At 62.6% G+C, this 22980-nt stretch carries 19 protein-coding genes; 12 read left to right on the top strand and 7 right to left on the bottom strand.

The features are described from left to right. Positions 1 to 21 precede the first annotated feature (21 nt). Positions 22 to 1785: an arylsulfatase gene (locus K1X71_09915; GenBank protein ID MBX7073450.1), complete on the bottom strand. Its 1764-nt coding sequence runs from the start codon at positions 1783 to 1785 to the stop codon at positions 22 to 24. Between the two features lie 280 nt (positions 1786 to 2065). Between K1X71_09915 and K1X71_09910 the strand changes: the two genes are divergently transcribed. Next, positions 2066 to 3730 carry an alpha/beta-hydrolase family protein gene (locus tag K1X71_09910; protein ID MBX7073449.1) on the top strand — a complete coding sequence of 555 codons (1665 nt, stop codon included), beginning with the start codon at positions 2066 to 2068 and terminating at the stop codon, positions 3728 to 3730. 279 nt (positions 3731 to 4009) lie between these two features. Here the strand turns inward: K1X71_09910 and tnpA are convergent, their stop codons facing one another. The 4 genes from tnpA to K1X71_09890 all read right to left on the bottom strand — a co-directional run bounded on the left by tnpA (position 4010) and on the right by K1X71_09890 (position 8986). After that, the gene (gene tnpA, locus K1X71_09905) at positions 4010 to 4459 is read right to left on the bottom strand and encodes an IS200/IS605 family transposase (protein ID MBX7073448.1); all 450 of its coding nucleotides are present in this window, start codon (positions 4457 to 4459) and stop codon (positions 4010 to 4012) included. 202 nt (positions 4460 to 4661) lie between these two features. Next, entirely contained in the window at positions 4662 to 6437 is a 1776-nt protein-coding gene (locus K1X71_09900) for an aspartate kinase (GenBank protein MBX7073447.1), read from the bottom strand. Between the two features lie 48 nt (positions 6438 to 6485). Then, the gene (locus tag K1X71_09895) at positions 6486 to 7685 is read right to left on the bottom strand and encodes a cofactor-independent phosphoglycerate mutase (GenBank protein MBX7073446.1); all 1200 of its coding nucleotides are present in this window, start codon (positions 7683 to 7685) and stop codon (positions 6486 to 6488) included. Positions 7686 to 7687: 2 nt separating this feature from the next. Next, the gene (locus K1X71_09890) at positions 7688 to 8986 is read right to left on the bottom strand and encodes a homoserine dehydrogenase (GenBank protein ID MBX7073445.1); all 1299 of its coding nucleotides are present in this window, start codon (positions 8984 to 8986) and stop codon (positions 7688 to 7690) included. Positions 8987 to 9154: 168 nt separating this feature from the next. On the opposite strand from K1X71_09890, the gene K1X71_09885 reads away from it, so the two are divergent. From K1X71_09885 to K1X71_09835, 11 genes are all read left to right on the top strand, one after another. Then, positions 9155 to 10213: a M42 family metallopeptidase gene (locus tag K1X71_09885; GenBank protein MBX7073444.1), complete on the top strand. Its 1059-nt coding sequence runs from the start codon at positions 9155 to 9157 to the stop codon at positions 10211 to 10213. A gap of 255 nt (positions 10214 to 10468) precedes the next feature. Continuing rightward, a complete protein-coding gene (gene groL, locus K1X71_09880) occupies positions 10469 to 12163 on the top strand; it encodes a chaperonin GroEL (GenBank protein MBX7073443.1) in 1695 nt (564 codons plus the stop codon). A gap of 83 nt (positions 12164 to 12246) precedes the next feature. Further along, complete coding sequence (locus K1X71_09875; GenBank protein MBX7073442.1) at positions 12247 to 12552, top strand: co-chaperone GroES; 306 nt, start codon at positions 12247 to 12249, stop codon at positions 12550 to 12552. A gap of 57 nt (positions 12553 to 12609) precedes the next feature. Next, positions 12610 to 14229 (top strand): chaperonin GroEL, encoded by a 1620-nt coding sequence (groL, locus tag K1X71_09870; protein MBX7073441.1) that lies wholly within the window; start codon positions 12610 to 12612, stop codon positions 14227 to 14229. Between the two features lie 174 nt (positions 14230 to 14403). After that, on the top strand, positions 14404 to 15555 hold the full coding sequence (gene dnaJ / locus K1X71_09865; GenBank protein MBX7073440.1) for a molecular chaperone DnaJ: 1152 nt from the start codon (positions 14404 to 14406) through the stop codon (positions 15553 to 15555). Positions 15556 to 15557: 2 nt separating this feature from the next. Next, positions 15558 to 16079, top strand: coding sequence for a nucleotide exchange factor GrpE (gene grpE, locus K1X71_09860; GenBank protein ID MBX7073439.1), 522 nt, complete (start codon positions 15558 to 15560; stop codon positions 16077 to 16079). A gap of 38 nt (positions 16080 to 16117) precedes the next feature. Continuing rightward, on the top strand, positions 16118 to 16444 hold the full coding sequence (locus tag K1X71_09855) for a zinc ribbon domain-containing protein (protein ID MBX7073438.1): 327 nt from the start codon (positions 16118 to 16120) through the stop codon (positions 16442 to 16444). A gap of 119 nt (positions 16445 to 16563) precedes the next feature. Next, entirely contained in the window at positions 16564 to 17652 is a 1089-nt protein-coding gene (sppA, locus tag K1X71_09850; protein ID MBX7073437.1) for a signal peptide peptidase SppA, read from the top strand. 86 nt (positions 17653 to 17738) lie between these two features. Beyond that, positions 17739 to 19373, top strand: a complete 1635-nt coding sequence (locus K1X71_09845; GenBank protein ID MBX7073436.1) for a tetratricopeptide repeat protein — start codon at positions 17739 to 17741, stop codon at positions 19371 to 19373. Between the two features lie 25 nt (positions 19374 to 19398). After that, positions 19399 to 19890 (top strand): DUF1499 domain-containing protein, encoded by a 492-nt coding sequence (locus K1X71_09840; protein ID MBX7073435.1) that lies wholly within the window; start codon positions 19399 to 19401, stop codon positions 19888 to 19890. Positions 19891 to 19971: 81 nt separating this feature from the next. After that, positions 19972 to 21081, top strand: a complete 1110-nt coding sequence (locus K1X71_09835) for a hypothetical protein (GenBank protein MBX7073434.1) — start codon at positions 19972 to 19974, stop codon at positions 21079 to 21081. A gap of 45 nt (positions 21082 to 21126) precedes the next feature. Here K1X71_09835 and K1X71_09830 read toward each other — a convergent pair whose 3' ends face one another. After that, positions 21127 to 21921 carry a hypothetical protein gene (locus K1X71_09830; GenBank protein ID MBX7073433.1) on the bottom strand — a complete coding sequence of 265 codons (795 nt, stop codon included), beginning with the start codon at positions 21919 to 21921 and terminating at the stop codon, positions 21127 to 21129. A 195-nt stretch (positions 21922 to 22116) separates the two neighbouring features. Next, entirely contained in the window at positions 22117 to 22944 is an 828-nt protein-coding gene (locus K1X71_09825; protein ID MBX7073432.1) for a class I SAM-dependent methyltransferase, read from the bottom strand. Positions 22945 to 22980: the final 36 nt, after the last annotated feature.

Genomic DNA, 22980 nt, shown 5'->3' with positions numbered 1-22980 from the left:
GTTGCGGCTGACCACACGATTTCACTCTGATTCCGCCTGCTCGGCCGCGCGGCGGGCCGCTTTGATCTCCTCCTTGGTCTCTTCCATGAGTCCCGTCGGAGTGAAGCTCTGCGGCAGCGCGCGAGGTGGAAACTCCCTCAGCGTCGCCGCGAACTTGCCCACCTCGTCCATGCCGTAGTAGCTGAGAAACGCGTGGTTCATCCACCAGTCCCAATAGGTGTTGGAGGTGATGTCCGCGCGCTCATAGGGATCGGTGAACAGGTTGTAGAACTTCTGCAGCCGCAGTTTGGTGAAGGGCTCTGCCCAGACTTGCATCGTGCCTGGGGCGCGCTGTTCCTGAAAAACCCCCTTCCACTGCTTCACGCGCACCGCGACCAAATCGCCGTCGTCGTCGCAGTAGAAGAATTTGCTCCGCGCGCTGGTGGGTGACTCACCGCGCAAAAACGCCGCTTGGTCGTAGCCGTCCAGGTGGACTTTGTACTCCTTGCCATTGGCCGTGTAACCCTGCTTGAGCTTGCTGACGATTTCGGGCTCGCCCGCGATCGAGCAGAAGGTGGGCAGCCAATCGTTGTGGCTCATGATTTGATCGGTGACCATCGACGGCTTGACCACGCCGGGCCAGCGGATGATGCAGGGGACGCGGAAGGCGCCCTCCCAATTGGTGTTCTTTTCCGAGCGAAAAGGGGTGGTGGCGCCATCAGGCCAGGTGTTGGCGTGTGGGCCATTGTCGGTGGTGTAAAGGACGATGGTGTCGTCCGCGATGCCAAGGTCGTCGAGCGTCTTGAGGATCGCGCCGACCGTCGCGTCGTGCTCAATCATGCCGTCGATGTATTCGCTGTCGCCATGTTGGAACTTGCCGCGATGCTCCGGCCGCACATGGGTGCGCAGGTGCATGCGGGTGCTGTTCCACCAGCAGAAGAAGGGCTTGTCGTCCGCAGCTTGTCGCTTGATGTAGTCGATGGCGGCGGCGGAGGTCTCGTCGTCGATCGTCTCCATCCGCTTTCTGGTCAAGGGGCCGCTGTCTTCGATGACTTGTTTGCCCACTTTGCCAAATCGCGGATCGACGGTGGGATCGTCCCGATCGCTGGCGGCGCACTTCAGCACGCCGCGCGGGCCAAACTTGGCCTTGAACGCCGGATCGTTAGGGTAGTCGGGCAGCTCCGGCTCTTCCTCGGCGTTCAGGTGATAGAGGTTGCCAAAGAATTCGTCGAATCCGTTGACGGTTGGCAGCGTCTCGTTGCGGTCGCCCAAGTGGTTCTTGCCAAACTGGCCGGTGTGGTAGCCCAACTGCTTGAGCATGCCGGCGATGGTGGGGTCGAGTTGATTCATGCCCATCGGCGCGCCAGGAAATCCGACCTTGGTAAGGCCGGTGCGGATGCCGTGCTGGCCGGTGATGAAGGCCGCGCGCCCGGCGGTGCAGCTTTGTTCGCCGTAGTAGTGGAGAAAGCGCAAGCCTTCTCTGGCCAGCCGATCGATGTTGGGCGTGGTGTAGCCCATCAGGCCGTCGCTATAGGCGCTGATGTTGCTGATGCCGATGTCGTCGCCGAAGAGGACGAGGATATTTGGCTTCTTGGCGGTCGAGTTGTTGCCGACGGCGCCGCGACGGCGTCCATCGGCCAGGGCCAACAGGTCGCCGCGCTCGGCGCCAATCTGGCAACAGGCCGGCGTTGGGCTCTCGGTCGGGGAAGCGCCGAGTGGCGCTGGCGCCAAGGCGGCGTCGGCCGGCGCGCGGCCAAGATCGGAGGTTGCCGCGATGTACCCCAGGAGTCCGCCCAGCGCGAGCATAACAATGCCAGACAGGTGCGACCGTGTGAACATGAGTTTCCCCTACCGATGAGTGTGAATGGTTTGCGCCGGGGTATTGTAGTCCGGTGTCGGTGGGCTGTCGCCTATTGCAAATATCTCAATGGGCTAGCGCCCATCGCAATTGGCTTGCGCCGCTTTGCGGCTGAGTACACGGCTAAATACATGGCGACTCAATGGGGCGACAGAACATAGCCCCGGGGCGCGAGCAAGTTTTCAATCAGATCTTCCCACACCGGCAATTCGCCCGATAATGCCCCCCATGTGGAATCTCACCATGCGATTGCAAAATGTGCTGGCACGGCTTTGGGCGTCGTTCACCTATGTGGGGCTGGCGCTGGCCACGTTGTTTGCCGCCGCCTCGCTGACGCCTTCGCTGTTGCCAAGGCACTTCGCCGTGCAAGGGGTGCTGTGCGGCGTTTCGCTCGCCGCCGGTTATGGCGTGGGCGTGTTTGTGGTATGGCTGTGGCACTTTATGGAGATCCCCGACTTCGGGGCCAGAACGCAGCGCGTCAGCAAGCGCATCACCACCGCGGCCGTGTTGGTGGTGGCGGTGCTGTTCTTGTGGTGGGCGACGGTGTGGCAGAATTCGATTCGCGAGCGAATGGAGATGCCGCCGGTGGAGACGGCCTACCCGTATCGGCTTGGCGCTATTGCCTTGTTGGTTGGCGTCACATTGATTATCGCCGCGCGCGGCGTCGGCGCCATGTGGCGGCAAGTCAACAACCGGATCAAGCAGGTGGTTCCGCGCCGCGTGTCGCAGGTGGTGAGCACCGTGCTGGTGATCGCGGCGCTGTTTTTGCTCGCCAACAAAGTCGTCGCTCGATTGGCGCTGGGCGCCGCGGACAAGGTTTTTTCGGAACTCGATCAGGTGATCGACGACGGCGTCGAGCAGCCGCGGCTGACCACCGCCTCGGGCAGCGCCGAATCGCTGGTCGATTGGAACACCATCGGACGCTGGGGTAAGCAATTCATCACTCTCGGGCCCACCAGGGAGAGCATCGCCGAGTTCTCGGGAAAAGACGCGCAAGCGCCGCTGCGTGTGTACGTGGGGCTGGGGTCAAGATCAACGAATGCTGACAGAGCCAAACTTGCGCTGAACGAACTCGTCCGCGTGGGCGGTTTCCAGCGGTCGCTCTTGGTGGTGGCCACGCCGACTGGCACCGGCTGGCTCGATCCGGGAGCGGTCGACACCCTGGAGTATCTGCATGGCGGCGATACGGCGATCGTGAGCATGCAGTATTCGTATCTACCGAGCTGGATCACGATTCTCGTCGATCCAGCGCGGTCGCGCGATTCGGCCGCTGCATTGTTCGATGAAGTCTACGAATACTGGACCAAACTGCCCAAGGAGAGCCGGCCCAAGTTGTACGTGCATGGCCTGAGCCTCGGAGCGCTGGGTTCGGCCGCCAGCACCGACCTGTTCACCGTGTTCGAGGATCCGATCCAGGGAGGCGTATGGAGCGGGCCGCCGTTTCCAAGTTCGGTGTGGTCCAAGACGACGCACGAGCGCAATCCCGACTCTCCGATGTGGCTGCCACGGGTGCGCGATGGCAGTATGCTGCGCTTCACCGGGCGCGAGTGTTCGCTGCAAGAATCTGGCAATCGCTGGGGACCGATGCGATTTGTGTTTATCCAGCATGCCAGCGACCCAATGACGTTCTTCTCGCCCGAGTCGTTGTATCGACGCCCCGCCTGGCTGGTGGGCGAGCGCGGGCCCGACGTGTCGCCATATTTGCAGTGGTTTCCGATTGTCACGTTCCTGCAGACCGGATTCGACCTGCCAATGGCCACCAGCGTGCCGTTTGGTTATGGACATAACTACGCGGCGGAGAGCTATATCGACGCCTGGGTCGAAGTGACGCAGCCACCAGACTGGGACGCTGACGACACCGAGCGGCTGAAGAAGCAGTTTGCCCAAGAATAGAGGGCAGCTTGGTCCTGATCCGTTGGCGGCGCGAGTGCTATTTTCTTCGATGGGCTGACGCCCATCGCAATTCGCTTGCGCCGCTTTGCGGCTGAGAAGATCGCCAACCCGCCCCAAAGGGGAGTGCTGTGATCCATTTGTTCGATGGGCCAGCATCCATCGCAATTGTCTGTCGCCTTTTTGCGGCTACTTTCTTTGCGCCCCAACGGGGCGCCGGTACATAGCCAAGGGACGTCAGCCCCTGGCTATTTGATGGGATTGGGACGAGTCGTCCTGGAATCAATCCCAAACATATCGTTCATCCCATTCGAGTTCGTTCCGCCGCAGGAAGTCGCGAAACTCTTCTTGGTAAGTTGCGGTGCGATGATGCGCTTCTTGATTGGCCAGGTACGCCTTTACCTGTTCGATATTGGAATAGCTCACTGCAAACGCGCCGTAGCCGTCCTGCCACCAAAAATTGTCAACGGCCAACTCATCATGCATCCAGCGCGACGAGTTGGCTTTGATGAGTCGAACCGCATCAGCCACCGTGATTGTCCGGCTCAAAGAGGTCAGCAGATGCACATGGTCTGGCATTCCGCCGGCGGCGATCAATCGGCACGAAGCGTTGCGCAATACTCCCCCGATGTATTCAAACAAGCGCGGTTGGACGTTGCGCTCGATCACCGGCTGCCGGTGCTTGGTGCTAAACACGATGTGGCAATGAAGCGAAGCGAACGATTGCGGCACGGGTGAACCTATCTACATGGTCCAGGGAATTGTGGGCCATCGCGATTCGCATCGCTCCGCCATTCATCCGATGGGCTGGCGCCCATCGCAATTCGCTTGCGCCGCTTTGCGGCTGAGAAGATCGCCAACCCGCCCCAACGGGGCGGAAAGTACATAGCCAAGGGGCGTCAGCCCTTGGCTATTTGACAACTTGATATCGCGCCTATTGCCGCACATCCCGAAACGCCTGCTGCAGCGCGGCAAGCGCCGCGGGGCCCTTGGCGCCATCGACAACAACATTCACCCGCACCTCGCTGGTGTTGATCATCTCGACGTTGATGCCCGCCTCGCAGAGCGCCTGAAACATGCGAATCGCCACGCCGGTATGGCTGCGCAGGCCAATTCCGGAAACCGAGAGTTTGGCGATCTTCGGGCTCTGCGTCACTTGGCGACAACCGAGTTCACGCGCGATGCGCCCCACCACGTCGACCGCCTTGGACAGGCTGTCTTGCGGCACGGAGAAACTAAGATTCGCGGCGCCACCAGGACCGAAGCCTTGCACAATCATGTCGACAAAGATCCCCTCTTCGCCAATGCGCTCAAACACACGAGCCGCCACGCCCGGCTGGTCGGGCACCCCTTCGATGGTGACCCGGGCTTGCGAGTCGTCGAGCGTGATGTCGCCAATCGCCAGGTCTTCCATACCTTGCAGGCGCGCGATCACCGCTAGCGCGTCGCCGTTGACTGTCTTGGCGCTCTCGATCTTTCCGGCGCGGCTGTGCTTGGATTCTTGTTGCAGCTCAAAGTTCTGATGCACGCAGCGCAGCGCTGGCAATCCGTGCGCGGCGTCGACCAGCACCGAGATTTTGATTTCGCTGGTGGTGATCATCTTGATGTTCACGCCCGCCTCGGCCAGCGCGCGGAACATTCGCTGCGCGACGCCGGTTTGCCGCGCCATGCCTAGCCCCACCGCCGACAACTTCGACACACTGTCGTCCTCGGTCCAACCGGCGGCGCCCAACTCAATCACCGCCTCTTGCACCGCCTCGATCGTGGCCGGCAGGTCGATGCGTGGCACGGTGAAGCTGATGTCCGCTTTGCCGCCGACTCCCACGTTCTGCACGATCATGTCGACCGCCACCGCCCGAGCGGCGATCTTGGAGAAGATGGCATAGCTGGTGCCGGGGCGGTCGGGCACGCCTTGCACGGTGACCAGGGCCTCGTTCTTTACCAAGGCCGCGCCGCTCACCGCCAGATCGGGCGATTCCGGCTCGGCCACGATCATGGTGCCGGCGCGATCGGTGAAGCTGCTGCGCACATGGATCGGCACGCCAAACTTCTTGCCGAACTCGATCGCCCGGCTGTGCATCACACCGGCGCCGAGGCTGGCAAGCTCCAGCATCTCGTCGTAGCTCACTTGCCGCAGCATCCGCGCTTCAGGCAGTTGGCGCGGATCGGTGGTGTAGACGCCGTCAACGTCGGTGTAGATTTCACACGAATCGGCCTTGAGCACGGCGGCCAGCGCGACTGCGGTGGTGTCGCTCCCTCCACGGCCGAGCGTGGTGATGTTGAAGTCTTCATCGCTCCCTTGAAAACCGGCGGCGATGACGATGTTGCCGGCGTCGAGCAATTGCTTCATCCGCTCGGTGGAGATCGAGCGAATGCGGGCCTTGGTGTGCGTGCTGTCGGTCTTGATGCCGATTTGGGCGCCCGTCAGGCTGACCGCCTTGTTGCCGAGCGACTGAATCGCCATCGCCATCAGGGCCACGCTCACTTGTTCGCCGGTCGAAAGGAGCATGTCCATTTCGCGGGCAGAGGGGCGATCGGTCAGTTCATGTGCCAGCGCGATCAAGGCGTCGGTGTTCTTGCCCATGGCGCTGACCACTACGACCACCTGGCTGCCAGCCTGATGGGCTCGAATCGCCTTGCGCGCGGCGGAGAGAATCTTGCTGGGATCGGCGACGCTGGTGCCACCGAATTTTTGGACAATAAGAGGCATGGCGTTGTTCAATTTCTCCAATTCCGAGTGACGCGCGCTGACGGCATGTCAGCCCAAAAACCAGCCCATCGATTTCCAGCCGTCAGCGAAAGAAAGCGGCGATTCGCCCGCTGATTTCTCGTTGTAGGTTCGCGCGGAGTCTGGTTTGATTCCCGATCCGCAAACCGCCAGTGGCACAAAGCCGTGGCTATGCGTCTTGGTGCGCAGTGGCGTGGGGTGGTCAGGCGAAACGAGGATACGATAGTCGCCCCGCTTCTGGAGTGCAGCGTGCAGCGGCGCTACGATCTGCTCGTCGATCTGCTCCAGCGCGCTGATCTTGGCTGCGCAGTTGCCTTCGTGCGACGCCTCGTCGGTGGCCTCGACATGCACGCAGACAATGTCGGTCTGGTCGAGCGCGTTGATGGCGTAACGACCGGTTTCGGTGTAGTCGGTGTCGAGATAGCTGGTGGCGCCTGGGACCTCGATATTCTCCCAACCCATCAGCACGGCCAGGCCGCGCAGCAGGTCGACCGCGGTGAGCATGGCGCCGCGCTTGCCGTATACCTGGCTGAATGGTTCCAGCGCCGGCGCCTTGCCAAGTCCCCATAGCCAAATGTTGGTAGCGGGAGATTCGCTCCGCGACAGCCTCGCGGCGTTCACCGGATGCCCCGCGAAGACCGGCACGCTATCGCTCATCAAGCGATTCAACAGATCGCTGCCCGGACCGCGCGGATAGTCGTCGAGCACCGATTTGTCGGTCAAGTCGTGCGGCGGCGTGGTGCGGGTGTCGGGCGAGAAGGGCGCCGGCGCGCCATTGCCGCGATAGATAAGCAAATTGCGGTAGCTTACTCCGGGACGAAATTCCAATCGCTCATTGCCGAGCCGCTGCTGCGCCGCGGCCAACAACTCGGTGGCCTCAGCCGTGGAGATTTGTCCGGCGGTAAAAGACTTCATCTTCTGGTCTTGCACGGTGACCAGATTGCAGCGCACGGCCCAATCGTCGGGCCCCAGCGCAATGCCTTGGGCCGCGGCCTCCAACGGCGCGCGGCCGGTGAAGTAACGATTCGGGTCGTAACCCAACAAACTTAAGTTGGCCACGTCGGAGCCAGCCGGTAGGTGCGGTGGCACATGGTTGGCGCGGCCCACCACGCCCGCGGCGGCTATTGCATCCATAGCGGGTATCCGCGCGGCCTCCAGCGGCGTCTTGCCGCCAAGCGATTCCTGCGGTTCGTCGGCGCAGCCGTCGGGAATGATGATCGCGTACTTCATGGTTAGTCCTTCACTCGCAGACGCACACTGCCGGCGCGCACGCATGATAGGCGATCGATCTCGGCGCTGGCCTCGCGCGACGCGCCTTCCGTCGTCTGGTGCGTCATAATGACCAGCGGCACGATACCCGCCATTTGGTCGCTTTGTTCATGTTGAATCACCGACGCGATCGAAACGCCGTGCCGCCCCAGAACTCCTGTGATATCAGCCATCACACCCGGCCGATCCTCAACATCAAAGCGCAGATAAAAACGCCCCGGCACTTTGGCGTGATCGCGCGCCGGCGCCTTGGCGAAGCGGTCGCTCCAAAGTTGCAAGATGCGAAAGGTCAGCGCCGCCCGGCCGACGACCGTATCGATCAGGTCGGCCGCCACGGCCGACGCGGTAGGCATCTGCCCGGCGCCAAGCCCATGAAAGAATACCGGCCCCACGGCGTCGCCCACCACGCGGATGGCGTTGTACGCGCCGCGCACTTCCGCCAGTGGCGTTCCCATCCGCACCAAGGTGGGCGAAACGTGCAGTTCCAACCCTTCCGGCACAAGCTGCGCTATGGCCAACAACTTGATTCGGTAGCCTAGTTCCTTGGCATAGCTCATGTCGGCCAAGTTGAGTTTGTCGATGCCGATACGCGGAATTTCGCTCCAGCGCACGCGAGCGCCAAAGGCCAGGTGCGCCAGGATGGCCAGCTTTTGCGCGGTGTCGGTGCCGTCGACATCCATCGTGGGATCGGCCTCGGCGTAGCCCAGTCGCTGTGCCTCGGCGAGCGCTTGCGCATAGCTCCAGCCGCGCTCTTCCATGTGGGTGAGGATGAAGTTGCTGGTGCCGTTGAGAATGGCGTCGAGTTGCGTGATCTGATTGGCGGTCAGACATTGACTGATATTGGCGATGATCGGGATGCCGCCGGCCACAGCCGCTTCGAATGAAATGGTGCGCCCCAATTCTCGGGCTCGATCGAACAGCTCTGGCCCATACTCCGCCAATAGCGCTTTGTTGGCGGTGACGACGTCTTTGCCGCTCTCAAGCAGCTTGAGCATGATGCTGCGGGCAGGTTCCAGGCCGCCGACCAAGTGGGCGACCACGCTGATCTCGCGGTTTTTGGTCACCTGTTCCAGGTCAGCGGTCAGCAAACCCTGTGGCAAATCGATGTCGCGCGGCTTGTTGACATCGCTAACGACCACCTTCTCCAGCCAGAGAGTGCGTCCCGCGTGGCGCGCGGTGCGGTCGCCATAGTCCAGCAGCAAGCGCGCGACGCCCGTGCCGACGGTGCCCATGCCCACAATGGCAACCTTGGTTTTTTCCATTCCGCGATTCTCATGGCGGGTACATGCCCGCCGATCCTAAGTAGCGACTGAAAGACGAATTAGCTTAATCGAAGCGGGCCGCGCTTCACCAGTCCCGACCTTGCGGCCGGGCGCTCTGGGGCGTTAGCCTGATGCGCTCCACAACAGGAACTTCGAGCGAGAGCAAATATGGACATTGCGGCCAAGGATTTCTTGAAGCGCATCCTGGAAACGCCCAGCCCCTCGGGTTATGAGCGGCCGGTGCAAGACTTGGTTCGCCAGTACGTTGGCGACTTTGCCGACGAAGTGCGCACCGATCTGCACGGCAACGTGATTGCCGTGAAAAACCCCGCCGCCGGCCTACGGGTGATGCTGGCTGGCCACTGCGATCAGATCGGGCTTTTAGTGCAGCACATTGACGAACAGGGGTATCTATGGGTGCAGCCAATTGGTGGCTGGGATCCGCAGATGCTAGTGGGGCAGAGGATGACCGTGTGGACCGCCAAAGGACCTGTGCCGGGCGTCATCTCGCGAAAGGCGATTCACCTGCTCACCGAAGAGGAGCGCAAGCAGGTCGTCAAGCTCAAGGACCTTTGGATCGACATCGGAGCCAAAGATCGCGCCGAGGCGAGTGAGTTGATCCGAGTAGGGGACCCCGTGACTCTCGATCTCGGCTATCGCGAACTGCGCAACAACCTTTCCTACGCGCCCGGAATGGACAACAAAGTGGGGCTCTGGGTGGCAATAGAGGCGCTGCGCCGCGCGGGCAAGCACAAGTTGAACTGCGCCGCCTATGCGGTTTCGACCGTGCAGGAAGAAATTGGTCTCCGCGGCGCGCAAACTAGCGCCTATGGTATTGATCCGCAGATCGGCATCGCCATCGACGTGACCCACGCCACCGATTGCCCCACCATCGACAAAAAGCAAGAGGGAGACGTGGCGCTGGGCAAGGGACCGGTGATTTATCGCGGGCCCAACATGAATCCGCGCATTGTCGATCGCTTGATCGATGTGGCGGGCGCCGCCTCCATTCCGTTTCAATTGGCCGCCGCGAGCCGCCCCACCGGCACCGACGCGAACCCCATTCAAATCAATCGCGCGGGCGTCGCCACCGGTCTGGTAAGCATTCCAAATCGCTACATGCACAGCCCGGTGGAGACGATTTCCCTGGACGACATCGACCATGCCGCGGAGCTGTTGGCGCAGTTTCTGGTTGGCGTGTCGGCGGACGTGGATATCACGCCGTAATGGTGTGCCTGCCAATTTGGCGGATTGTGCCGCAATTGCCGTGTTGCCTCGGTGTCAGGCAGCAAGTCATTTAGCGACAAATGCTTGTGGCTTGTGATGCGTCAACGGCATCGAGCTTGCTATCTGTACACACCCGGCGCGTTGGCTGCCATTTGTGGCGCTCGCGTTCTAGACATGCGGCGCGAGCAATCGCCGCCTACATCACACACAAACATTGCCATTACGACCGCATAGGCATTTCGAGGAGAAATCACTGTGCCCAAGCAAATTGTCTTTGACGACGAGGCTCGCCAGCCGCTGGCGGCCGGGGTGGCCAAGCTGGCCCGCGCTGTGCGCAGCACGCTCGGCCCGCGTGGCCGCAACGCGGTGCTGGACAAGGGATGGGGCTCGCCCAAGGTGACCAAGGACGGTGTGACCGTCGCGGAGGATATTGAGCTCGAAGATCCGTTCGAGAACCTCGGCGCGCAACTCGTCAAAGAGGCCGCCAGCAAGACCAACGACATTGCCGGTGATGGCACCACCACCGCCACGGTGTTGAGCGAGGCGATCTTCAAAGAGGGCCTCAAAATGATCGCCGCCGGCGCCGACCCCATGGCGCTGTCTCGCGGCATCAGCAAAGCGGTCGATTTGGTCATTGAGCAAATCGCCAAACTGTCGACCAAGATCAGCGACAAGAATAAGAAGGAAATCACGCAGGTCGCCACCATCGCCGGCAACAACGATCCTTCGATCGGCGACGTGCTGGCCGATGCCTTCTTCCGCGTCGGCAAAGATGGCGTCATCACCGTCGAGGAAGGCCGCCAGACCGAGACCAGCGTCGATGTGGTCGAGGGCATGCAATTCGATCGCGGCTATCTCTCGCCCCACTTTGTCACCGATCAAGACAGTCAGTCGGTGGAGTTGGAGAACTGCTACATCCTGCTGTTCGAAGAGAAGATTTCGAGCGTCAAGAACATCGTGCCGCTGCTCGAAGCGATCAGCAAGACCAAGCGGCCGCTGCTGATTATCGCGGAAGATGTCGAAGGCGAGGCGCTGGCCACCCTGGTGGTCAACAAGCTGCGCGGCATCCTCAGCGTGTGTGCGGTGAAGGCCCCCGGCTACGGCGATCGTCGCAAGGCCATGATGGGCGATCTGGCCGTGCTGACCGCCGGCACCGCCATCTTCAAAGACCTTGGCATTCAACTCGACTCGGTGAAGCTCAGCGACCTGGGCCAGGCCAAGAAGGTGCTCATCGATTCGGAGAACACCACGATCATCGGTGGCGCTGGCAAGAAGTCCGACATCGACGGCCGCGCTAATCAGATTCGCGCCGAGATCGAACACACCGACAGCGACTATGACCGCGAAAAGCTGCAAGAGCGGTTGGCCAAGCTGGCTGGCGGCGTGGCCGAGATTCGCGTCGGCGCCGCGACCGAGACCGAAATGAAGGAGCGCAAGGCTCTGATCGAAGACGCCAAGTCGGCCACGCAGGCCGCGCTGGAAGAAGGCATTGTGCCCGGCGGTGGCGTGGCGCTGCTTCGCTGCGAGAAGGCCCTGGAAAAGATCGATTTGGAAGGGGACGAGAAGCTTGGCGCCGAGATCATCCGTCAGGTGCTCGACTATCCGCTGCGCTGCATCGCCGACAACGCCGGCCTCGATGGCGCAGTGGTCGTCAACCGCGTGCGTCAGCTTAAGGGCAAGACCGAAGGTTACGACGCCGACAAGGATCGCTACTGCGATTTGGTCGCCGCGGGCGTAATCGACCCCGCCAAGGTGGTTCGCATCGCACTGCAAAATGCGGCCAGCGTCGCTTCGCTGCTGCTCACCACCGAGTCGCTGGTCGTCGACATCCCCAAAGATGAAGAGGACGCCGGCGGCGGCCACCACGATCACGGCATGGGTGGCATGGGTGGCATGGGTGGCATGGGCGGCATGGGCGGCATGGATATGGGCGGCATGGGGATGATGTAATCGCCCCTGGTTTCAAGCAGCCGTTTGATACATGCGACTATTGAATTCACTTGCAGATAAACAGACAGAAGGACAAATCATCGATGGCCAAAAACAACATCAATATCCGCCCCCTGGACGACCGCGTCGTTGTCGAACCGCTCGAAGCTGAAGAGATGACCGCCGGCGGCATCGTGCTGCCCGACTCGGCCAAAGAGCGTCCCCAGCGTGGCATGGTCCTGGCGACAGGTCCCGGCAAGGTGCTCGATAGCGGTGACCGCGGAGCGTTGTCTGTTGCGGTGGGAGACGAGGTGATCTTTGGCAAGTACTCGGGCACCGACATCGAAGTCAGTGGCCGCGACGTCAAGATCCTCCGCGAGTCCGACATTCTGGCCAAGGTCGTCAGCTAGTCGAATCGGCTGCGACCCACGCATAACCAAATAGCGAACCTGTAAGGAGCCGCAAACGTGGCAAAGCAACTGCTCTTCGAAGACCAGGCCAGGGCCAAGATGCTGCGCGGCGTCGAAAAGCTGGCCAACGCCGTCGCCGTCACCATGGGGCCGACCGGCCACAATGTGATCATCGACAAGTCGTTTGGCGGACCGACCGTCACCAAAGACGGTGTCACGGTCGCCAAGGAAGTGGAGCTCGACGATCCGTTTGAAAACATGGGCGCCAAGCTCGTCAACGAAGTCGCCTCCAAGACCTCCGATGTGGCCGGCGACGGCACCACCACCGCCACCGTTTTGGCTCGCGCCATCTTCAAGGAAGGCGCGCGGCTCATCGCGGCGGGCAGCAACCCCATGGCGGTGCGCCGAGGCATTGACAAGGCGGTTGAGGCCGCGGTCGAGCATCTCACCTCTCTGGCCAAGCCGGTGAACAGCAAGGAAGAAATCGCCCAGGTTGGCGCCGTCAGCGCCAACAATGATCGCGAGATTGGCGAACTGCTGGCCAACGCCGTCGAAAAGGTCGGCAAAGACGGCGTCATCACGGTCGAGGAAGGCAAGACCATCGACACCACGTTGGAGTTGGTCGAGGGCATGCAGTTCGACAAGGGCTATATTTCTCCCTACTTCATCAATCGGCCAGCGGAACTTGAGTGCGTGCTCGACGACTGCCTATTGCTGATCCACGAAAAGAAGATCAGCAACTTGCGCGACCTGGTGCCGATCTTGGAGCAGGTCAGCCAGTCGGGCAAGCCGCTGCTGATCATCGCCGAAGATGTGGAAGGCGACGCGCTCGCCGCGCTCGTGGTCAACAAGCTGCGTGGCGTGCTCAACGTGGCCGCGGTCAAGGCGCCGGGCTTTGGCGATCGCCGCAAGGCGATGCTGGGCGACATCGCCACGCTCACCGGCGGCACCCTGATTAGCGAAGACCTCGGCATTCAGCTCGAAAGCCTTCAGCTCAATCAACTGGGTCGCGCCAAGCAGGTGAAGGTCGACAAGAACAACACGACCATCATTCAAGGCGCCGGCAAGCAGTCGGAGATTCAGGCCCGCATCCAGCAGATTCGCAATCAGGTGGAGGCCACCGAGAGCGAATACGATCGCGAGAAGTACCAAGAGCGGTTGGCCAAGCTGACCGGCGGCGTGGCCATCATCTCGGTCGGCGCCAGCAGCGAGGCCGACATGAAGCAAAAGAAGGCTCGCGTCGAAGACGCGCTGCACGCTACTCGCGCCGCGGTGGAAGAAGGCATTCTGCCGGGCGGCGGCGTTGCCCTCCTGCGCTGCAAGGACGCGGTCGAAAAAGCTCGTAGCTCTGCCAAGGGCGACGAGAAAATCGGCGTCAGCATCATCTTGCATTCGCTCGATGGGCCGATGAAGCAGATCGTCAACAACTGCGGCATCGACGGCTCCGTCGTCGCCGACGAAGTGAGCCAGAAGTCGGGCAACCAAGGCTACGACGCCTACTCGGGCGAGTACGTCGACATGGTCAAGGCGGGCATCATCGACCCCTTGAAGGTGGTTCGCAGCGCTCTGCAGAACGCGGCGAGCATCTCCGGCCTGATGCTCACCACCGAGGCGCTGGTCACCAACCTCAGCAAGGAGGAAAAGGACAAGCCGCGGATCGAAGGCTCGATTCGCTAGCTCGCCGGTAGACCGATGGCAAACAGCAAACGGGCCGCTTCGCTAGTCGAAGTGGCCCGTTTTGCCAGTCCCACGCGTCAATTTGCGTCCCGAATCCCCCCGGCTGGCCAAATGGAGCCGTGGCTTATAATTCCTTGAGCAGGATCGATCTCGCCAGTCGCCATTATGGAGCCCATGGCCACAAAGCGTTGTTACTACGAGGTGCTGGGCGTAGTCCGCACCTCCTCGGCGAAAGAGATTTCCGATAGCTATCGGAAACTCGCGCTCAAGTACCATCCCGATCGCAATCCGGGGGACGAAGAGGCGGTTGCGCGCTTCAAGGAGTGCGCCGAGGCTTTCGAGATTCTCAACGATCGCGAAAAGCGCGCCCGCTACGACCGCTATGGCCATGCTGGCGTCGACGCCCAGCATGGCGCGGGACACTTTGGCGACATCAACGACATCTTCGAGGCCTTTGGCGACATCTTTGGCGACAGCGCTTTTGGAGACGTGTTTGGCCGGAGCGGACGTCGCGGCCGCGCCCGACGCGGCGCCGACGTGCATTGCCGGGTCACGCTCGATCTTTTGGAAGCGGCGCGTGGCGTCACCAAAATCATCGAGTTCGACCGCCACGAAGCATGCGAGGAGTGCAGCGGTTCTGGCTGTCAGCGCGGCTCCAAGCCGGAGCCGTGCGCTTATTGCGGCGGACGCGGCCAGGTGTTGCAGTCGAGCGGCGTGTTTCGCATTCAAACCACATGCCCTTCTTGTCAGGGCGCCGGGGTGATGATCAAAAACCCGTGTCGAGAGTGTCGTGGCGCCGGTTTTCGCGCCGGCCGCGTCAAACGCGAGGTGCGCATCCCGGCGGGGGTCGACAGCGATACCCGGCTGCGCTTGGAGGGCGAAGGCGAGCCCAGCCCGCAGGGCGGACCGCGCGGCGACTGCTATTGCGTCATCCAGGTGCGCGAGCACTCGCTGTTTCAGCGCGAAGGGCAGCACTTGATTCTGCGCGTGCCGATCACGTACGCCCAGGCCGCGCTTGGCGCCGAGATTGAGGTGCCCACGCTCGACGGCCGCGAAGAACTGACAATCCCACCCGGCACGCAGCCGGCCGAAGTGTTCAAGCTGCGCGGGCGCGGCATGCCCGACCCCAGCCGTCACCGCGGCGTCGGCGACTTGCTGGTGCAGGTGCATCTCGAGGTTCCGAAGAAGCTCACCGAGCGTCAGGAAGAGCTGCTCCGCGAGTTGGCCGACGAAGAACAAACGAACGTGAGTGCCCACCGTAAAACTTTCATGGAGCGGTTGCGCGAATACTTCGTGAGCGACGAAGCCGACCGCCAGGAGAACTAACCGTGGCTGATGCTCAACCCCAGGATCCATCCCGGCCGAACAACGAGGCCGAAAACGAACTGTCCAGCGCCGACGATTTGAATCAATTGCGCGACGACCTGACCGAAGCGACCAACCGCGCATTGCGCGCGCAGGCCGACCTGGAGAACTACCGTAAACGCGCCCAGCGCGAGATGGACGACGAGCGCCGTTACGCCAACATGCCGCTGCTCAAAGATCTGCTGCCGGTGCTCGACAACATTAGTCGCGCCGTGGAGTCCGCCGAAAAGACCCACGATGTGCAAGGCCTGCTGACCGGCGTGCAAATGATCGGTAAGCAGCTAGAAGACGCGCTTGCCCGCTTTGGTTGCCGACGCATCGAAGCGCTGCACCAGCCGTTCGATCCGCATTTGCACCAGGCCATTTTGCAGCAGCCCACGACCGAACATGACGAGAACACCGTGGTCGGCGTGGCGCAAGAAGGGTACAAACTGCACGATCGCGTGGTGCGGCCCACTCAGGTTATCGTCTCGAAATCGCCATAATCCACTAGCCTCGCCAGACTTTCTGGGGGAATCGCCAGATGCCCACATACGATTACAAGTGCGACGCCTGCGGCCATCAGTTCGAGCTGTTTCAATCGATCACCGCCGATGCCGAAACCAAGTGCCCCGAATGCAAGAAGAAGAAACTCCGTCGCTTGATCGGCCCCGGCGCCGCGATCGTTTTTAAAGGCTCGGGCTTCTACAAAACCGACTACCGCAGCGACTCGTATAAGAAACAAGCGGCGGCGGACAAGAGCGCGTCCGAGAGCAAATCGTCTGGCGACGCCAAATCGTCCGAGTCCAAGCCCAGCGGCGCCAAGAGCAGCGATTCCAAGCCGAAGAAGGGCAAGCCCGAGGCGGCGTAACCGTGGGGATGCGCGCTGCGCATGCGTTTTCCCAAGCCCGCCGTGGCCCTACAATTCCGCAATGGTCGCGGCCCTGTCCGCGTCGCCGACTTCCAGGCCAGTAACCGCCAGAGAGCGCCATGGACCCGCAACCACAGCCCGTGCCACCATCAGAAATCGTCGTACCAACGATGGTCCCCGAGCGCCCGGCCCCTCCGCCGCCGCGCCCGCCGCGGCGCAGTTATGGCTGCCTGGCGCTGATTCTCGGCGCCGGACTCGTGTTGTCGCTACTGCTTAACTTCGCGCTCAGTTCGTCGGAGAGCTTCACCTCATCCGACTCGCAGGTCACACAAAAGTATCATTCGCTCGCGCGCTTTGGGCGTGACAAAGTGGCGATCATCGAAGTCGCGGGTCCGATCATGGATGGCGACTCGACCAAACGGGCCATCGACGCCGCCAAGGACGACAAGCACATCAAAGCGGTGGTGCTGCGAGTCGATTCGCCCGGCGGCACGGTCAGCGCTAGCGACTACATTTATCATCACCTCAGCGAGCTGGCCAAAGAGCGCGAGATTCCGATCGTCGTCAGCATGGGAGGCATCGCGGCCAGCGGCGGATACTACATCTCGATGGCGGTGGGCGACACGCCCGGAACCATCTTTGCCGAGCCCTCAACCTGGACCGGCTCGATTGGCGTGATCATTCCGCACTACGATTTCTCCGGACTCCTCTCCGAATACAAGGTGAGCGAGGACTCGATCAAGAGCCATCGGCTCAAGGCGATTGGCAGCGTCACCAAGCCAATGACCGAAGAAGAACGCGCCCTGTTGCAAGGTCTAGTCGATGACGGCTTTGACCAATTCAAGGAGGTGGTCAAATCGGGCAGGCCCCGCTTTGCTGAGCATCCAGACCAACTCGATGCGGTCGCCACGGGCCAGGTCTACACGGCCAAACAGGCGAAAGAGCATGGCTTGGTCGACGAAATTGGCTACATCGAGGAGGCCATCGAGCGCGCGCTGGAGTTGGCCAAGCTCGATAAGAAAAAGACCAAAGTTGTGGAGCTCAAACCGCAACTGGGGCTGTTCGAGCAACTGCTCATGGGCCCCGACGCTCAGGCTCGGTCGTCGCTGACCGGCCTGGGCCTCTCGCAACTGCTCGATCTGACTTCGCCGCGCGCCTATTACATGTTCACCTGGCTGCCGGCGCTGGGCGGCATTGCTCGCCCCTAAATTGCGCCACCTCGTTGCACCCCTCGCGCGAGCGCCGTACGCTAAGGCGCGCCAGCGGGGGGAATGAGCAAAACGAGGGTCCGATCATGCGTTGCCTTATTGCATTAGCCTGCGGCCTGTGCTGTCTGCCCACTCTGGCCGCCGATGAAGAAACCCGTTCGGCGCCGCTCTTGGACGGCCTAGGCAAACACTCGCATCCCGTCACCACCCAAGACCCGGTCGCGCAGCGATATTTCGACCAGGGGTTGATGCTCTCGTACGCCTTCAATCATGCCGAAGCGGAGCGCTCCTTCCGCGAGGTGACCCAGCGCGATCCACAGTGCGCAATGGCGTGGTGGGGCGTGGCGCTGGTGCTAGGGCCCAATATCAACGCCCCGATGATGCCCGACGCCGTGCCCCGCGCTCACGAGGCGCTGCATAAAGGCTTGGCGCTGGCCGATCATGCCAGCCCGCGCGAACGCGCCTATCTCGATGCGCTCTCCAAGCGCTACGGACCCGAACCTGTCGAGGATCGCGCCGAGCTCAACCAGGCCTACGCCGACGCGATGCGCCGCCTCGTTGAGCAATATCCCGACGATCTCGACGCGGCCACGCTCTTGGCCGAGGCGCTCATGGATCTGCACCCTTGGGACTACTGGACCGACGCGGGCGAGCCTCAACCCTGGACCAGCGAGTTCGTGGCGCTGATCGAGTCGGTGCTCCGGCGCGATCCCAATCATCCCGGCGCCAATCATCTGTACATTCATGCGGTCGAGGCCTCTCCCACGCCCGAACGAGCATTGGCCGCCGCCCAGCGGTTGGCGACTTTGGCGCCAGCCGCCGGGCATCTGGTGCATATGCCGTCGCATATCTACATCCGAGTGGGGCGCTATCAAGACGCCACCATTGCCAACGAAAAGGCGATCGACGCCGACGACGAATACATTGCCCAGTGTCACGCCCAGGGGCTCTATCCGTTGGCGTACGCGGCGCACAATCACCACTTCTTGTCCGCCGCGGCTACCATGGAGGGGCGTAGCCGGCAAGCGTTGGAAGCGGCGATGCACATGTCAAAGCGGCAAGACCACAAGCTGATGCGCGAAGAGGGGATGGCCAGCCTCCAGCACTATTGGATCTGGCCGTTGTATGTGCAGGTGCGGTTCGGCAAGTGGGACGACATTTTGGCCACCGAACAACCGGCCGCCGATTTGAAGTATCCCCGCGGCGTTTGGCACTACGCCCGCGCGATGGCCTTGTTGCGTAGCGGCGATTTGGACGGCGCCCGCGTCGAGTTGACCAAGCTGCGCGAACTGGCCGCCGACCCCGATCTGGCCAACCTCAAGATCTGGGATGCCAACACGACTGGCGCCTTGCTGCAGATCGCGGCCAAGGTGGTGGCGGGCGAGTTGGCCGCCGCCGAACAGCGCTACGACGAGGCGATTGGCGAGCTGCAGGCCGCCGTCGCGCTAGAAGACGCGCTTCGTTACGACGAGCCAGCAACCTGGCACTTGCCGGTGCGGCAAAACCTGGGAGCGGTGCTGATTGCGGCCGGCCGACCGGCCGAAGCCGCCGAGGCGTTTCAGCAAGACCTCAAGCGCTACCCGCACAATGGCTGGTCGCTCTCGGGATTGGCCGATAGCCTCGCCGCCGCTGGCAAACCCGACGAAGCGTCCCAAGCGCGAAAACAGTTCGACAAGTCCTGGGCGCGGGCAGACGTAGCCTTGCCAAGCGCCAGATTCTAGCGGTCCACATGTGTTGAGTCGTTCCATGACTACCCCGCCGCCAACCAAACGTCGCAGCATGCTCAGCTCCGCCGCCACAACGGTTGTTCTCATCTTGCTGGCGATCTTTGTGCTATTGGCCATGTATATCGACGATTGGCGCCGCGATCTCACGACCAACCACGCGGCCACCTCCGCCGATGCGGCCGACGAATCGCTGCGCCCCATCGCCACGGCGCTCACCGTCTCGGCGGCGGCCGACTTGGTCGAGCGCGCCGCCGCCACCTTGCCGCGCTGGCAGGCGGCCGGACGCAATCCGGACGGCGAGGCGATCGAACTGCGCTTCGTGCGCACCACACCGCTCATGCGATTCAAGGACGACATCACCGTTCGCGTCGCGCCCGCCACAGGGCAGGGAGGAGGTGGTCGCATCACCGCCGAGTCGCAATCGCGGGTCGGCAAGGGAGACTTGGGGCAAAACCCGCGCAACCTGCGCGAGTTGCTCACCGCGATTCGCGGCCAAATGGCGGGCGGCTAGTGCCCCTGAGGGCGCACAGTTTTCTCACCATTCTGATTTGGCCGTTCCTCGATCCATCTGCTACGCTTTGGCGTCGTTGCGATGCGATCGCAGGCAAGTTCGCGCGTGGGAGTCCGACCGACCATCGAAGGGCACCGTATTATGATCGACTATCGTTGCGAAAAGTGCGGCAAATTGTTGCGGGCGCCGGCCGATGCCGGAGGCAAGCAATCACGCTGTCCGCAGTGCGAGAACGTGCAAACAATTCCCGCCGCGAGCACGGCGCAAGCGGCCAGCAGCCCATTTGCCGGTCCGCCACCCAGATCGCCCGGCGCCAACCCCTTTGCCGCTCAGTTGCCGCAGGGCAGTCCCTTCGCCGACCCGACGAACCCCTATGCCGCTCCGGCCGCCTATGGAGGTGTGCAGCCGCACTACGGTACGGCGCCCGGTGTCTGGCGGCCGCGGGCCGTAATGACCGGTGAGATCCTCAATCGCACCTGGCAAATCTACAAGCCGAATGTCATGTCGCTGATCGGAGTGGCCTTGTTGATGATCGTGATCGGCATGGCGATTGGCATCGCGACGCAGATCCTTGTTATGGTTGTTGCGCAGTTGGCTGGCGAAACGGCCGGCGCCCTGTTCAGCGCGCTGATTTCGTTCGTCCAGCAATTCGTGAACATGTGGCTGCAGTTGGGCCTCGCGATCTTCCTGTTGAAAACCGCTCGTGGCGCCGCCGCCTCCGCCGCCGACCTGTTGGCCGGCGGGAGCTATTTGCTGAGCATGATCGGCGCCGTGCTGCTCATGATGTTGATCGTAGTGCCCCTCGTCCTGGTGTGCATGTTGCCGGGCATCATTGCGTTGGCGGTGTTCAATGAAGCCACAATTCCCGCAGTGGCGCTTATTGTCGGCGCCGTGGCGTTGGCGCCGGCGATGATGGTGTTCGGCGCCTTTGCGTCGATCCTGCCGTACACGATCATCGATCGTAATCTAGGGCCCATCGAGGCGCTGCGCGCCACGTGGGAGTTGGTGCGCATCAACAGGCTCACGCTCATTGCGCTGATTCTGGTCAATATTCTGCTCGTGATGGCCGGCGCCATCGCGCTCTGCGTGGGGGCGCTCTTTGCCTATGCCTTCTTTTTCTTGTCGATGGCGGTCGCCTACCTGATGATCAGCGGCCAGCCGACTGCATACGGATACGTGCCGCCGGCATGATGAATCGCGCGGCGCTGGGAGATTTGCCCATCCGCTCCAGGCGCGTTATTGACCAGCGCGCGCGGTGCGTTCGCCGCGCAGCCGCTCCAGATCGGCCCACGCCCGTTCAAAATCGGCGCGTCGCAGCGTGCGCTCGTCGCTCTTGGTGATCGTGGCCCAATCCGAGGCGATCACCACCTGACGCAATAGCGCGAATACCTGCGGATCGCCTTGCTCTAGCGTGCGCTCGTACTCCAGCATCATCGCGCCGGCCTGGGTGTCGTGCAGTCGCATGGCCACCGGCGCCGCGCGCCGCCACAGGTCCGCGCACGCCTGGCAGTGCGCGTCGCACAGCCCCAGTTTGTGGTAGACCGCGTGCAACTCGGCGTCGTCGGCCGCCAGTCGCGCGGCGCGCTCTTCCTTGGAGAGGGGGTGCAGCGCGCGAATGTCCTGTTCCCAGCGTTCCTTGACCGCCAACGTCAACTCGTCGGCGTCGATCTCCCCGCGCAGTTCGCGGTAGATGCTCATCAACCGGATTCGCGCGGCGATGTAGTCGAGCAGATCGAGCGAGGCCGCCTCGTCGCCGCCGAACATCTGGTCGGCCAGCCGATTGTTGACCTGCCGGATGAACTCGGCCGCTTGCTTGCGCGTGGCCAGGTCGGCCTCGTCGAAGCGCTCGCTGGTGATGTGGCGGCGCACCGGCGGCCAGTATTCTTGTGTTTCGTGGATGGCGTCGAAGAGTTGCCGCGGCGAGACCGTGATGCCAAACTCGGTCGTCTCGCGAATCAGGTCATTGCCCAGGACCTGCGCGCCGGCAGCTAGCACGCAAGCACACGCGATGGCGGTCAACCGGTGGTTCAAGCGGCGGTCCCTCGCTTTGCTCGGCCCCCGAGTGGGCGCGACTTCGGCGGCAGGCGTCCATTCCCCGCGCCGCCGTGCGCTAGTAGCTATTTCGGCCCGCGCGCGGCGGCGCATGTAACCGGCCTGCGCCGGCCGCGACCAATCCGCCGCGCCCGGTGTGAAGCTGCGCCGGTTGTGCCTCTCGTCGCGGCAGATTCACGCGCCGCGCCGCAGATGATAGAGCCAGAACGACACCTTGCCGAGCAACTGATGCAATAGCCAAGCGTACAGCGCGGCGGCCAGGTCGCACGTCTCGCGGCCGTACGCCGCCTCGAACATGGCCGGGCGCCGAATCAAACGCGACAGGCGCATCAACTCGCGGCCGGCGTTCCCGCTCCGCTGCTCAAAGATCTCGGCGAAGTCGCCGCCCACCTCCAACCGCTCGCAAATGGTGAGCCCCGCGCCGGTCAGCGCCGCCTCCACTCTGCGCTGGTTGAGGTTCTCGCGCACCAGGCACAGCGGGCCGCAGAGGGGCGCCAGTTCCTGCGGCGGCATGCGCTCGGTGGCAAATGCCGAAAGCAGCAACATCTGTCCGGTCGGCTTGAGCACCCGCCGGCATTCGGCCAAGGCGGCGGGCAGATGGGCCACATGCTCCAGCATGTCGCGGCACCAGACGAGGTGGAACGTGTCGTTGCCCGCCGGCAGGGCGTTGATCGACCCCTGGCACAGGGCGATTCGACCGCCCAAGCCGGCCTCCTCGACCAGCCCCTTGGCGCGCTCCAAATTGGCCGACAGCAGATCAATGGCCACAATCGAGGCGCCAAATCTGCTGGCTAGTTCGACGGTTTTGTCCCCTCGTCCGCAGCCCGCGTCGAGCACCTTCCAACTGGCGTCGATGCCGAGCGCGGCCGCCCGGTCGAAGAGCATTTCTGGCGGGTAACATGCCAGCGGTTCATCGAGCAGCGGAAGCGCGCTCGGCGCGTGCAGGTCCCATACACGGTCGTACATCCCCGCCAGCGCGCGGCGCGTGGTCGCATCGGTCATGGGTCAAATTCGCCGCGCAAGAGACAACGTGCGCTG

The sequence above is a fragment of the Pirellulales bacterium genome, from assembly GCA_019694455.1.
GTDB lineage: Bacteria > Planctomycetota > Planctomycetia > Pirellulales > JAEUIK01 > JAIBBY01.
The sequence above is the reverse complement of the archived record's forward strand: the minus strand, read 5'-3'. Positions and strand labels throughout refer to the sequence as shown.

Coding starts and splice junctions, on each gene's coding strand:
- sppA (MBX7073437.1), top strand. CDS start 16,564: ATGGACCCGCAACCACAGCCCGTGCCACCATCAGAAATCGTCGTACCA.
- K1X71_09840 (MBX7073435.1), top strand. CDS start 19,399: ATGACTACCCCGCCGCCAACCAAACGTCGCAGCATGCTCAGCTCCGCC.
- K1X71_09835 (MBX7073434.1), top strand. CDS start 19,972: ATGCGATCGCAGGCAAGTTCGCGCGTGGGAGTCCGACCGACCATCGAA.
- K1X71_09885 (MBX7073444.1), top strand. CDS start 9,155: ATGGACATTGCGGCCAAGGATTTCTTGAAGCGCATCCTGGAAACGCCC.
- K1X71_09825 (MBX7073432.1), bottom strand. CDS start 22,944: ATGACCGATGCGACCACGCGCCGCGCGCTGGCGGGGATGTACGACCGT.
- dnaJ (MBX7073440.1), top strand. CDS start 14,404: ATGGCCACAAAGCGTTGTTACTACGAGGTGCTGGGCGTAGTCCGCACC.
- K1X71_09900 (MBX7073447.1), bottom strand. CDS start 6,437: ATGCCTCTTATTGTCCAAAAATTCGGTGGCACCAGCGTCGCCGATCCC.
- K1X71_09845 (MBX7073436.1), top strand. CDS start 17,739: ATGCGTTGCCTTATTGCATTAGCCTGCGGCCTGTGCTGTCTGCCCACT.
- K1X71_09855 (MBX7073438.1), top strand. CDS start 16,118: ATGCCCACATACGATTACAAGTGCGACGCCTGCGGCCATCAGTTCGAG.
- K1X71_09875 (MBX7073442.1), top strand. CDS start 12,247: ATGGCCAAAAACAACATCAATATCCGCCCCCTGGACGACCGCGTCGTT.
- K1X71_09910 (MBX7073449.1), top strand. CDS start 2,066: ATGTGGAATCTCACCATGCGATTGCAAAATGTGCTGGCACGGCTTTGG.
- K1X71_09915 (MBX7073450.1), bottom strand. CDS start 1,785: ATGCTCGCGCTGGGCGGACTCCTGGGGTACATCGCGGCAACCTCCGAT.
- K1X71_09895 (MBX7073446.1), bottom strand. CDS start 7,685: ATGAAGTACGCGATCATCATTCCCGACGGCTGCGCCGACGAACCGCAG.
- K1X71_09890 (MBX7073445.1), bottom strand. CDS start 8,986: ATGGAAAAAACCAAGGTTGCCATTGTGGGCATGGGCACCGTCGGCACG.